The sequence below is a fragment of the Sphaerochaeta sp. UBA5836 genome (assembly GCF_002432845.1).
Taxonomy (GTDB): Bacteria; Spirochaetota; Spirochaetia; order Sphaerochaetales; family Sphaerochaetaceae; genus Sphaerochaeta.
On the sequence record NZ_DJGW01000017.1, the window covers coordinates 1 to 12,816 of the forward strand.

Consider the following 12,816-nt stretch of genomic DNA (forward strand, 5'->3'; position numbering starts at 1 on the left):
ACAGAGGCCATTGTAGCAAAACCCCTTGCGCATCTCAAGTGTTGGGTGAGGAGGGTTTTCCTTTCCTACGATACTGCGCTCATGCTATACTCGCCGTATGGATATCAAACAATACGAACAACAGCGGCGGCAAGTCGCTTCTTTTATGACGCGCCTGTACGACCGCCAGCTTACCACGGCCAGCGGTGGAAACATCAGCCTGAGAATCAATGCCGACTTGTTCTGCATTACTCCGTCGGCTTTGGACAAAGGCCTGCTCACCTTCGAGGACATCGCAGTAGTCACCATTGACGGCAAGAACATGACGCCCCACCTGCGCCTGAGCATAGAGACCGAGATGCATCGCCTCATTCTCATCTCCCGCCCAGACTGTACGGCGATCGTTCATGCCCATCCTACCTATGTGTCGGCATTCACTGCCATCCAGAAGGATGGAAAGTGTGCAATAAACACCCACCTGATCGCCGAATCCTACTACATTCTGGAGGATCCGGTCCTGGTCGACTACCGCCTGATGGGTACGGTCAATCTTGCAGAGATTGCAGCGGTAAAGGCTTTCGACCACGACGTGCTGCTGCTCGAAAACCATGGGGCCGTCACCCTCGGACGCTCAATGCTTGAGGCTTTCGACAAGATGGAGTTGCTCGAACGGGCTGCTCAAATGACCGTGATCACAGCACAGATGGCAGCTTCGGGCTATGATGTCTCGGCCTTGGGAGAGAGTCGTTTGAAACAACTGATGCAGATGAAATACCAAAAGTAGGGGATGCATATGCTAGACATGAAAGCCCTCAAACAGCAGGCTCTGGAAATTCGCAGGCTTACGATTGAGGAAATCGGGAACATTGGCTCGGGACACATCGGAGGAAGCATGTCCATCGTGGAAGTGCTTACCTATCTCTATTATGAAGCAATGAGGATCGATCCAAAGCATCCAAAAAAGGAAGACCGTGACCGCTTTGTCTGCTCAAAAGGCCACGCAGGTCCGGCAGTCTATGCCACCTTGGCCAGCAAAGGCTACTTCGATGTGGATCTGCTGAAAACGCTGAATAGTGGAGGGACCAACCTTCCCAGCCACTGCGACATGAACAAGACCGTCGGGGTGGATTTCACAGCCGGGTCATTGGGACAGGGGTTCAGTGCAGCGGTCGGCATCGCCTTGGGACAGAAAATCAAGGGCCAGGACGCCCGCACCTATGCAATCATCGGCGATGGAGAGAGCCAGGAAGGCCAAATCTGGGAAGCAGCCCACACTGCAAGCCAATGGAAGCTGGGCAACTTGATCGCCTTCACCGACTACAACAAGCAGCAACTGGACGGCTATGTCTCCGACATCTCCGATATGGAGTATATCGAGACCCGCTGGCTCGGTTTCAACTGGCATGTGCAGCGCATCAATGGTCATGATTTTGCTCAGATCGACCGTGCCGTCAGACGCGCCCAAGCGGTAACAGATCGTCCCAGCATGATCATCCTGGACACCATCAAGTCGTATGGATTCATTCCTGGAGAAGGGGTGACGGCCAACCACAGCATGGCTTTCGACCAAAAGGCGGCCCAGAAGGCCATCGCCGATTTGTATGCTCGCGAGGGGGCAACGCTATGAGAGATTTGAGTACCTGTGAAAATATGCGTGATGCTGCAATGGCTGCAATCAACGACCTGGCTTCCGAACATCAGGAAGTGGTGATGCTCGATGCCGACCTCGCAAGCTGCCTTGGCTCGCTCTCCTTCTGCTCCCGCTATCCCGACCGCTTTTACAACTGTGGAATCGCCGAAGCGAACATGGTCGGTGTCGCAGCAGGTCTGGCCTCAATGGGTCTCGTGCCTTTCGCCCATAGCTTTGGTTGTTTTGCAACCCGGCGTGCCTACGACCAAGTCTTCCTCTCTGTCGGATATACCGGCCAGGTGGTGCATCTCATCGGCAGCGACCCGGGCATCACCGCCCAACTCAACGGCGGGACGCACATGCCGTTCGAGGATATCGCCCTGATGCGGCAGGTTCCCGGTATCACCATCATTGAACCAAGCGATGCACAAAGCCTCTATGAGTTGATTCGTCAGGCATATGAGCTGAACAAGGCCTCCTATACCCGTGTTCCCAGGAAGGGTGCGACCCACCGCTATCCGGTAGGAACTCCCATCGAACTGGGCAAAGGCATTGTGCTTGCCGAAGGCTCTGATGTAGGCATCTTCGCCACCGGTGAGGTTATGGTCAATGCCGCCCAGGAAGCGGTGAAGCAGCTGCGGGAGAAGGGAGTGAAAGCGACCTTGGTCGACCTGCATACCATTCGTCCCCTCGACTATCCCTTGATCGAGCAGGTGGCGGCAAAAACCGGCCGCATCCTTGTTTGCGAGAATGGACGGTATGCAGGAGGCGTCGGGGAAGCCATAGCCGCCCATTTGGGGCGAGTGCAACCCACCCGCATGGAGTTTGTCAATGTCGGGGAACGCTTTGGTGAAGTCGGGAAACTCGCCTACCTCGCTCAAACCTTTGGATTCACCGCTTCTGCAATCGCAAAGAAAGCTGAAGACTTGGTTGCGCTATGAAGCTGGAATTGGAGACCATTCCCGTATGGGATGGTGTTGCAAGCAAGAGCGAGTGCTATATCTGCGATCTGATGGCCGAGGCCCAAAAGGATGCGCTTTACTTCTACCTGGGAAACTCGGTCATGAACCCGGAGACCCGGGTCAAGGTCAACGAGAGCGGATTCTGTTCCAAGCATTGGCAGCTGTTGGCATCTGCCAACAAGCCCCAGGGCATCGCTCTGATGACCGATACGTATCTGGGTATGACACGTACCAAGCTGGAGAAGTCGATCAACAGCCTGCTGGGGAGCAAGAACCCGAGGCAGGCAAAAAAAGCCATCAAAGCCTTTAAGGAAGATATGGAAAAACGCGAGAAGGGGTGTCTGGTCTGCAGTTCCATGCAGCAGCGCCTCGAGCGGTATCTGTTCACCACGTGTTATCTCTGGGGTGAGGATCACTCGTTCCGTGAGGCACTTCAAGAAGGTAAAGGCTTTTGCATGCATCACTTCCAACTGCTTCTGGAGATGGCCCCTACTGTTTTGTCGGGTTCCTTGCTGGCGAAGTTTGTACATGACCTGACTCAGACGCAGGTGCTCAACCTCGACAGGATAGCCAAGGATGTCTATTGGATGACTCAAAAGTATAAGTCAGAAAATATGGATAAGCCTTGGAACGGGTGTGAGGATGCCCACAAACGGGGTGTCGATAAAATCACCGGGCGTCACCGTGTCATTGATCCTGTGTAGGAGCCGGCTTTTTCCGTGTCTTCCGCTCCTTGATACCCAATGAAAGTTGGCCGTCATCGGTCTCGCTCTCGACATCGCGCTGCATGAGATGATGTGTCGTACCATCCTGCTTGTTGAAGTGATAGTACTCCAGGCTCTCCTGCTTCGGGCTGTATAGAAGTACGTACTCCTTCTGCATCAGAAATGAGACACCCAGCACAAGCTTGAAGCCTTGCTCCTTGAGCTGGTGCAGGTGCTCCTGTTGCGGTCTTGAAAGGTAGTCGTATCCGAGAACAATGCCAAGCAGGTGTTTGCCCTTGCGGTCGTGGACCAGAATGTCGCATCCCTTGATCAGAATATCGACCTTTACATCCCCGGGCAGGGAGAAGAATCCGGGGCTTGCGTTGTCCTCGCTCAGGCCGAGGACGCTTCTCAGGCTTCGTTGCAGTTGAGAAGCTAGAGAGTGTGCAACACTTGCCTTGGCCCGCGGCCAAGAGAGCACCTGTTCGTCCTCACGCATGAACTGCATGAGGGCTTTCTCAAATGCTTCGAACAAGAGGAGTGTGGTGTAGCGCCCGTTTCCTGCCATTGCGGTTACCTGAAATCCACGGACCAGTGCATCTCGCTGACGCCGCTGATGGTCTGGTAGATGGAGCAGTAGCGCGTTGCAGTCTCAAAGGCTTTGGTGAACTTTTGCTGGTTGTCGACTCCGGTCGCCTCCACAGTGATGGAGAGCTGTTCAAGCGTGGTGGGTACGGTATCACGCTTCTGTCCGTGTACTTCAAAACTGACATGCTCCCAGCCGACTCGCATTTTGACTGCAATCTCCTCAAAGGTTGAGAACAGGCACCCCGACAATGCTCCCAGCAGATAATCATAGGGAGCGCTCTCAGGCCCTATGGTGAAGCTTGCTCCCTTGTCGGTTGTGAACTGGTAGTGACCAGGAACGAAGTCAGCGCGTATATGTTTTTTATCACCCATGGATTACTCCTTGTCTTTGCTTCTTCCATCATAGCTTATACAAAGGGAATTTTCCATGCTGTTCAGCCCCTATTACCCAGCTTGCAGCGCTTCTGCGCATACATGGATGCATCGATGTGTGCCATGAAAGCCATGGCATCGGTACATTGCGTGGGGTCGTAGAGAGCATATCCCATGCTCACGGAAAGCAGATACTGTCTCTTGGAAGCCTGATTGCCCATTGCGACCTCCAATTCAATCTTCGAAGCCAAGTCCTTCAGCTCAGACTCTGTTGTCTCATGCAGCAGAACGACAAACTCATCAGCTCCATAGCGGGCCACGATGTCCTTCGGTCCGGCGACTCAACTGAGAATCCTGGACACCTCTTGAAGCGCTTGGTCTCATAGTGTCGTTGATTTGCTTGAAACCGTCCAGATCCATCAGGATGCAACCGAACGTTGGTTGCATAGGGAGGTAATGCTTCGAGCATCTCATCAAACAACAATCGGTTTGAAATCCCGGTGAGGTGGTCGATGCCTATTTGGTCTTTCTGGATGTTCAGTGCGGCAGCTACCAAAAAGACGGTGGTCACCGGCCAGATCAACACCAGACCATAGGCAAGCGACTGCAAGAGGCCTCCTGCAAATGCAATGACCGGGAAGAACACCAGCGTCCAATAGGTTCTTGCCGTACTTTTCCTGGCCGCTCCAATAAGCGGAATGAGTGAGGCTCCCAGCAGCAGAAACTGAACAACCGCATACCCGATGAACCAAGTTCGGCGGGAATAGACATTCTGTGCATCGATGTAAAAGAACCAGCCTGTGACCGGGGCAGCGGGGGCGAGCAAGCCTGAACGGCATAATGGATGGTGTGGCGAGTCAACAAGAGACCGTGTACTGCCCGGCTTCCATTTCATCGAAAAGCCAGCCCAACATGATGGTGGTACAGAGGATGAAGAGATGGTAGGGGTATAGCGATAGTGTGGTCCGAACAGGGGCTTTTATAGGTGGTGGCGGCATGGCAGAAGCCGAGCAACAAGAGACAAAGAAATGGCTCTGGGTGTGTAGCATGGTTTCCATCATGATAAGATTGTATTCCTTTTGGCACGCGGCTGTATGTCTGAAAGCATGGCACGCCAGAAAAACGTGAGGGAAGTTTCTAAAGGGCTTTTGATAAGAGAAAGTCGATGATATGGTAGTGCTCGATACCATTGCGACTTTGCCTGATCGGATCCATGGAGACTACGTATTTTGGGAAGTTGTCTCGTATTTTCTCAAGGTTTCCGAATTCACGTTCTCTTGTTTCTTCACCGGCAAGCAGGTAGCAGACTTGGACATACAGCAATCGTTCTCCTTTTTGAGCAACGAAATCAATTTCTCTACCATCCAATTGACCTACAAATACCTTATATCCATATTGAAGCAAATGAAGGAGGACTAGATTTTCAAGAACGAGTTCAATATCGCGCATATTGCTGGAGAAAACGACATGTCTGAACCCGTGGTCGCAGAGGTAGAGTTTTTGTTGAAATCGTAGGACTTCTTTCCCTTTTATGTCGAATCGGTTGACGGGAAGGACAAGGCACGAAGCCTTGAAGTATTCGATATACCGATACAGCGTATCCAAAGAGACGGACAGATGCTCATTCTTCAGGTACTTGACGATACTCGAGGCAGAGAAGGTCCTGCCGCTATTCGCCACGCAATAGACAAGAATTCTCCTGAGTGTTTCGATATCACGCACTTTGTTGCGAGCTACAATATCTTTAACCAGAACCGACTCAAAGACATCCTCAAGGTACACTCTCGCATTCTCTTGGGAAAGGACGTTTTGATGAATAAAAGGCATGCCGCCTAGAATCAAATACTGTTCAAAGGCTTGCTCTTTGGTACTTGTAGTCCCTTTGTGAACCCAATACTCCCATACTTCCCGAAAGGAGAAGGGATAAACCGGAATTTCAATATACCTGCCGCTGAGATAGGTGGAAAGTTCACTGGACAAGAGATAGGCATTTGAACCTGTAAGGTAGATATCGCAATTAAAATCAATCTGGCAGGCATTGATTACGCGCTCCCAATGTTCAAGTTCCTGAATCTCATCAAACAAAAGATACACCTTGCTCCCTGCAGCTTGTTTCACCAATGCCTGGACGGCTGCATACACGGCTTTCAGGGTTTTCTCAAATTCCAACTGAAAAGATTCAAAGTTCACCATAAGCAGATGGGACTGTGGCACTCCTTGTTGGAGGAGTTCATCCCTGATGAGGGATAGCAACATCGATTTGCCGCAACGCCGAATACCGGTAATTACTTTTATAATATCCTGATGCATGAATGCTTTTACTTGATCAAGATATTGATTTCTCTGTAGTACCATTTTTCTGCCTTTGGTAGCAGTATAATCATACTATATCGTAAAGTAAAGATAAAAATTTGTAAATATTACGATACATTGTATAAAATGAAAGTCTTAAGCGATAATTTCCGATATATCGTAAACTATTGCTTCTTCTTGCTGGGATTCACATGCACCATGCAGTGCTTTACCTGGGGAAAGTTCTTTTCGATGGCGTGATGGACGCGTTCGGCAATCGAATGTGCATCCACCAGGCTCTGCAGTCCATCGGCGGAGATTTCCACATCGACATAGCAACGAGATCCGAAGGTCCTGGTGCGCAAAAGGTCCAAGCCGCGGACTCCTTCCTGGTCGAGGATGACCGAACGAATCTGCTGGACCGTCTCCTCCTCGCATGCATGGTCGACCATCTGGTCGGTCCCATCGCGGAATACCTGCACCCCGACACGGAAAATGAAGAGGGCGATGATGATTGCTGCAATGGAATCGGCGATCGGGTATCCCATGCGGGCGAACACGATACCGATCAAGCCACCGGTAGTGGCAAGGACATCGCTCTGGGAGTCCCAGGAGGAGGCGAGCAGGGCTGATGACCTGGTTTTCTTTGCCGCCCATCGGGTATAGAGGAACATGATCTCCTTCACTACAATGGAGATTATTGCCGCAATGACGGCAAGCACGCCCGGAATCGGCCTGTTGAGATAGGATTCCTTGATGATGGATGAGACTCCGTCGACCAACAATCCCATTCCCACCACCATGATGATGCCCGACAGCAGGATGGCGGCAACGCTCTCAAGCCGTTCATGGCCGTACTGGTGTTCTGCATCGGAATCCTTGCCGGCCGCTGCGATACCCACCGAGGCGATGACCGAGCTGATGACATCCCCGGCGTTGTTGACCCCGTCGTTGAGCAGGGCTGCAGAGTGCGCGACCACACCAATGCCGATCTTGCTGACAGCAAGCACGATGTTATTGAAAATATTGATTCTTGATACTCTCAGGGCCAGGTTCTGTTTCATACACCATCTCTTTGTAAAGAAATAAAACATCCGCAGGATTTGTAGTCCCGCAGATGTCTTCTACACACTAGGGCCGTTTGCTCTCTTTGTCAAGAAAGAACCCCGGATTACTCCGGGGCTCGCCAACTCAAGCTTTCGGTTTGGGATGGTTGATGATCAGGTGCAGGTCGTCAAGCTGCTGCTGGTCGACTTCGGATGGAGAATCGTCCATCGGACTGATTGCAGCCGTATTCTTCGGGAACGCGATGACCTCGTGTATGGAAGTCTGCTCGCTCATGATCATCACCATGCGGTCGACTCCCGGAGCAATGCCGCCGTGCGGGGGAGGCCCGTAACGGAAGGCATTGAGCAAAAAGCCGAAACGCTCCTCGGCAGTCTTGTCGTCAAAATTACAGATGCGGAAGATGCGTTTCTGAAGCTCGACATCGTGGATACGAATCGAGCCGGAGGCTACCTCATACCCGTTGAGGACCAAGTCGTACAAGTCACCCTTTACACTACCCGGATCGGACTCAAGGGTATCGAGATACTCAGCCTGGGGCATGCTGAACATATGGTGTGCAGCCTCCCAGTGGCCGGCCTGCTCATTGTACTCAAAGAGGGGGAAGTCGATGATCCAGCAGAACTCGAAGCCCTTTCTGATGAGCTTCAGGTCCTTGCCCAGCTTGGTGCGGACGGCACTGAGGCTGGCGCAGCACTTTTTCCAGTTCTGGTGGGCGACAAAGAGAATCATATCCCCTTCGTCGGCTTCAAGCCTATCCAGCAACTCTGCTTCCAGACCGCCAAAGAACTTGCTCACACCGCCTGAAAGGCTCTTGTTCTCGCCCACCTTGATCCAGGCAAGGCCTTGGGCTCCATAGATCTTGGCCGCTTCCTCAAGTTCGGTAATGTACTTGCGGGAGAAATCGACACCCTCGGTTTTGGGTGCGCAAATTGCCTTGACATACCCGCCGTTTGCGACAATGTCCTTGAAGGTGGCGAAGCTGCTCTTTTGGGCCAGGTCGTTCACATCACGAAGGGGCAGGTCGAAGCGAAGGTCGGGCTTGTCACAGCCGTAGGTATTCAATGCATCGTTATAGGAGAGCCGTCTGAAGCGGGCGGGCAGCTCATAGTTCATGACTTCCCTGAAGACGCTGTTGAACAGGTCCTCGATCAAGGACAGCACATCGTCACGCTTGACGAAGCTCATCTCAAGGTCCAGCTGAGTGAACTCAAGCTGGCGGTCGCCGCGGGCATCCTCATCACGGTAACAACGGGCGATCTGGAAATACTTGTCCATGCCGCCGACCATGAGAATCTGCTTGAAGAGCTGGGGACTCTGCGGAAGTGCATAAAATTTGCCTGGATAAATCCTGCTGGGAACCAGGAAGTCGCGTGCGCCCTCGGGGGTGCTCTTGATCAACGTCGGGGTCTCGATCTCATAGAAATCGCGGGATGCAAGATACTTTCTGCAAGCAAGGATGAAGTCATGCCGCAGTTTGAGACGCTGCTGCATGCCTTGGCTGCGCAAATCGAGGTAGCGATACTTGAGCCTGAGGTCCTCGCGAGTCTCCTTGCCGTCATCTATCTGGAAGGGAAGCGGGGCGCATCGGCTGAGAATCTCAATGCTCTGAGCCTTTACCTCGATCTCCCCGGTGCTCATCTCGGGATTAACCATGGATTCGGGACGCAGGCGTACGCTGCCGGTCACCGCGATGCAGTATTCCAGACGAAGCTCGCTTGCAACGGCCTGGAGAGCGGGTGATGCATCGTCATCAACCACCACCTGGGTGATACCGTACCGGTCCCTGAGATTGATGAAATGCAGTGCTCCATGATTTCGGTCACGATGCACCCAGCCGTTGAGAACAACGGTTTTTCCGTTGTCGGCCTTGTTCAGTGCTCCGCAGGTAGTTGTTCGTTGGGAAAATACTTCTTCAGACATACGCAGTCCCTCTTGGGTCTCCTTTGTAAAGTATTGTCATACTATCGTAAGAGAACCCAAAAGGCAATTGCTCCTAGGAGGAGAGAGAACGAACGACAACCTGTTTTTTCTGCAGGTATTCGATTGCCTGTACAGCGGCTGTTGCAGCACTGGTGGTTGTGGTATAAGGGATTTTCAGGCGCATGGCGATGCTGCGTATCTCATCGTCGCTGGCATGCGCCTGGTAGCCCATCGGCGTATTGATCACTAAGGCGATCTGCCGGCTTTTCAGATAATCGGTGACATTCGGCCTGCCTTCATGGACTTTCTGCATCACCTCGCACAGGATGCCCTGCTCGAAGAGGAAGGCGGCAGTGCCCTTGGTTGCTGCAATTCCAAAGCCCAGGGCCACCAGCTTCTGTACTACCGGCAGGATGGTGGTGCGATCCTTCTTGTTGACACTGACAAAGACCTTTCCTGCAACCGGCAGCTTGTTCCCGGCACTGATCTGGCTCTTTGCAAAGGCTTCCCCGAAGGTTTTTCCCAACCCGATCGACTCGCCGGTGGACCGCATCTCCGGCCCGAGTGCGGGGTCGACATTACTGAAGCGGTCGAAGCTGAAGACAGCCTCCTTGACCGCCCATCCGGTCTTGCAGGTTCCCATTGCCACGAGCCCCTGTTGCTTGACCAGGCCTTGGGCGACCAAGTCCTCCCCCTCCCATATCCGTACCGCCGCCTCGATGAGGTCGACGCCTGAAGTCTTGGCGATGAAGGGGATGGTCCTGCTGGCGCGCGGATTCACCTCGATGAGGTAGAGCAGTCCGTCCTTGGCTGCAAACTGGATGTTCATCAGTCCCCGGGTATCCAAGGCAAGGGCGAGCTTATGCGCCCACTGCTGCATCTGCTTCAAAATCTGCGGGCTGGATTTGTAGGGAGGGAAAACGGCAGCCGAGTCACCACTGTGGATTCCTGCAGCTTCGATGTGCTGTAAAATCCCTCCGATATAGAGACTCTTCCCATCGCAGACAGCATCGAGGTCGTACTCGAAGGCATCCTCCAGAAACTGGTCAACCAGAACAGGAGCCTCTTCGCTGGCCTCAAGGTGTGTGAGCTTTTGCAAGGCCTCTTCATCGTAGACGATGTACATGCCTCGTCCCCCCAGGACGAAGGAGGGCCGGATGAGGACGGGAAACCCGACTTCCTTGGCCAAGGGAAGGATGTCCTCGGTCCGTTTCGCACTGCGGTTCTTCGGTTGCCTGAGTCCAAGTTCTGCAACCAGGGCGGAGAACTTGCCCCGGTCTCCTGCATCGAGCAGCCCCTTGAGGCTTGTGCCCACAATGGACGCCCCCCCTTGAAGCAGGTCCCGGGCAAGATTCAGGGGAGTCTGTCCTCCCAATTGGACGACCACCTTGGCCGCACCTTCGAGGCGGAGAATCTCCTTGACCTCTTCGGCTGCCAAGCTCTCCATATAGAGACGGTCGGAGATGTTGAAGTCGGTCGAGACAGTTTCGGGGTTGCTGTTGACCATGATGGTTTTCCTGCCCAGCTTGCGATAGGCAAGGGAGGCGAGGGTGCAGCAGGTGTCGAACTCCAGGCCCTGGCCGATCCTGTTGGGACCGCTGGCAAGAATGATGACAGCCTCCTTTCCCAGCGGTTGTGCCTCAGTCACTTCGTCATATGTGGTATAGAGATAGGGTGTGAGGGCGTCAAACTCCCCTGCACAGGTGTCGACATGGTGATTGACCGGGTGCATGTCGTAGGAAAAGCGCAGTCGTTCTATGTCTTGGGGCTTCTGTGAGGTGAGGAAAGCCAGGTGGCAGTCGCTGATGCCGGCTTTCTTGGCCTTCAGCAAGGTCTGATAATCGAGCTTGGAGCGGATTTCCTGTTCCAGCTCATACTGCTGCACCAGCAGGTGCAAAAACCACCGGTCGAACTTGGTTGTCTCTTCAATCGCCGGCAGTGAAGAGAGCCCCTTCCTGGCCAGCGTGGTATAGGCGGATAAGAGTCTGAGTGGATGGGCGCTTGTCAAGAATCTTTCCACCTCCTCCTCGCTGTAGCGGCCGACCGCAACCAAGTCACACAATCCTTCCAGTTTGCGTTCCGAGGCCCGGATGGCCTTGTTCAAAGCCTCCAAGGCGGTTCTTCCCAAGGCCAAGGCCTCACCCACACTGCGCATCTGGGTACCCAGCGCCGAGAAGGGGAGGGGGAATTTTTCCAGTTCGAAACGGGGAACCTTGACGGCGCAGTAGTCCAGCACCGGCTCGAAGCAGGAAACCGACTGGCCGGTGATTTCATTGACCACCTCGTCCAGCGTATAGCCTACCGCCAGTTTGGCCGAGCAGCGGGCGATGGGAAAGCCGGTTGCCTTGCTGGCCAGTGCGGAGGAGCGCGATACCCTTGGGTTCATTTCGATAACCACCATCCTGTCTGTTTGAGGATGGACGGCGAACTGGACATTGCTGCCTCCGCAGTCGACTCCGACGGCGCGAAGGATGGCTATGGAAGCAGTGCGCATCTTCTGGTAAAGCTTGTCGTCGAGCGTCTGGATGGGTGCGATGGTGATGCTGTCCCCGGTATGGACTCCCATGGGGTCGATGTTTTCGATCGAGCAGACGATGATTGCATTGTCGCTCTTGTCCCGCATGACCTCCATTTCGAACTCCTTCCAACCGATGAGGGACTCTTCTATGAGGGCCTCACCGGTCGGGCTGGTCTCGAGGGCATGGAGCAGAAGTTCGGGGAACTCCTCTTCGTTTTCGGCAATTGATCCTCCCATGCCGCCCAGCGTGTAGGAGGGGCGGATGATTCGAGGATACGGGAAGCCTGCAAGCAGCGACTCTGCTTCAGACAATGAGTGCACGACATGGCTTTTTGCACTCTCAAGGCCCAAGTCCTGCACCACCTGCTTGAAGGCACCGCGGTCTTCGGCAAGCTTGATGGATGCAATGGAGGAGCCGATCACCTCGACGTTGTACTGCTCGAGCAGGCCTGCCTTGTCCAACTCCAGAGCCAGATTCAAGCTGCTTTGGCCTCCCATGGTGGTCAGGATTGCATCGGGTTGCTCGCGTTGGAAAATTTGTTCTACGTACTCCACCTTCAAAGGGTCCATATAGACCTTGTCGGCCAAGGAGGGAGTGGTCATGACGGTGGCCGGATTGGGATTGAGCAGGATGACCTCATACCCCTCTTCCTTCAATGCCTTGACGGCTTGTGTCCCGCTGTAATCGAATTCGCACGCTTGGCCGATGACAATCGGTCCGCTGCCGATGATGAGAATCCGCTTGATGTCGGTTCTGGCACTCATGCTCCTGCCTCCTGTGCA

General features: G+C 53.6%; 12 protein-coding genes. 4 read left to right on the forward strand and 8 right to left on the reverse strand.

From position 1 onward, the window contains the following. Window positions 1-97: 97 nt before the first annotated feature. The 4 genes from B3F49_RS01250 to B3F49_RS01265 are packed head-to-tail and all read left to right on the forward strand — an operon-like array spanning window position 98 to window position 3,275. Window positions 98-763 (forward strand): class II aldolase/adducin family protein, encoded by a 666-nt coding sequence (locus B3F49_RS01250; protein WP_293896165.1) that lies wholly within the window; start codon window positions 98-100, stop codon window positions 761-763. Between the two features lie 9 nt (window positions 764-772). Then, the gene (locus tag B3F49_RS01255) at window positions 773-1,606 is read left to right on the forward strand and encodes a transketolase (RefSeq protein WP_293908624.1); all 834 of its coding nucleotides are present in this window, start codon (window positions 773-775) and stop codon (window positions 1,604-1,606) included. Further along, entirely contained in the window at window positions 1,603-2,550 is a 948-nt protein-coding gene (locus B3F49_RS01260) for a transketolase family protein (protein ID WP_293908625.1), read from the forward strand. The genes B3F49_RS01255 and B3F49_RS01260 overlap by 4 nt, the downstream gene beginning before the upstream one ends. After that, window positions 2,547-3,275: a DUF6062 family protein gene (locus B3F49_RS01265; protein ID WP_293896156.1), complete on the forward strand. Its 729-nt coding sequence runs from the start codon at window positions 2,547-2,549 to the stop codon at window positions 3,273-3,275. The genes B3F49_RS01260 and B3F49_RS01265 overlap by 4 nt, the downstream gene beginning before the upstream one ends. Here the strand turns inward: B3F49_RS01265 and B3F49_RS01270 are convergent. The 8 genes from B3F49_RS01270 to carB all read right to left on the reverse strand — a co-directional run bounded on the left by B3F49_RS01270 (window position 3,259) and on the right by carB (window position 12,798). Then, complete coding sequence (locus B3F49_RS01270) at window positions 3,259-3,843, reverse strand: hypothetical protein (protein WP_293896153.1); 585 nt, start codon at window positions 3,841-3,843, stop codon at window positions 3,259-3,261. The genes B3F49_RS01265 and B3F49_RS01270 overlap by 17 nt on opposite strands. Window positions 3,844-3,848: 5 nt before the next feature. Further along, entirely contained in the window at window positions 3,849-4,235 is a 387-nt protein-coding gene (locus B3F49_RS01275) for an OsmC family protein (RefSeq protein WP_293896150.1), read from the reverse strand. 62 nt (window positions 4,236-4,297) lie between these two features. Further along, the gene (locus B3F49_RS01280) at window positions 4,298-4,555 is read right to left on the reverse strand and encodes a diguanylate cyclase domain-containing protein (RefSeq protein WP_293896147.1); all 258 of its coding nucleotides are present in this window, start codon (window positions 4,553-4,555) and stop codon (window positions 4,298-4,300) included. Next, window positions 4,492-5,061, reverse strand: coding sequence for a hypothetical protein (locus B3F49_RS01285; RefSeq protein WP_293908626.1), 570 nt, complete (start codon window positions 5,059-5,061; stop codon window positions 4,492-4,494). The genes B3F49_RS01280 and B3F49_RS01285 overlap by 64 nt, the downstream gene beginning before the upstream one ends. Window positions 5,062-5,372: 311 nt before the next feature. After that, window positions 5,373-6,590, reverse strand: coding sequence for an ATP-binding protein (locus B3F49_RS01290; RefSeq protein WP_349681274.1), 1,218 nt, complete (start codon window positions 6,588-6,590; stop codon window positions 5,373-5,375). 122 nt (window positions 6,591-6,712) lie between these two features. Then, on the reverse strand, window positions 6,713-7,591 hold the full coding sequence (locus tag B3F49_RS01295; protein ID WP_293908628.1) for a cation diffusion facilitator family transporter: 879 nt from the start codon (window positions 7,589-7,591) through the stop codon (window positions 6,713-6,715). 127 nt (window positions 7,592-7,718) lie between these two features. Then, on the reverse strand, window positions 7,719-9,515 hold the full coding sequence (aspS, locus tag B3F49_RS01300; protein WP_293892939.1) for an aspartate--tRNA ligase: 1,797 nt from the start codon (window positions 9,513-9,515) through the stop codon (window positions 7,719-7,721). Window positions 9,516-9,588: 73 nt separating this feature from the next. Next, window positions 9,589-12,798, reverse strand: a complete 3,210-nt coding sequence (gene carB / locus B3F49_RS01305; protein ID WP_293908629.1) for a carbamoyl-phosphate synthase large subunit — start codon at window positions 12,796-12,798, stop codon at window positions 9,589-9,591. Window positions 12,799-12,816: the final 18 nt, after the last annotated feature.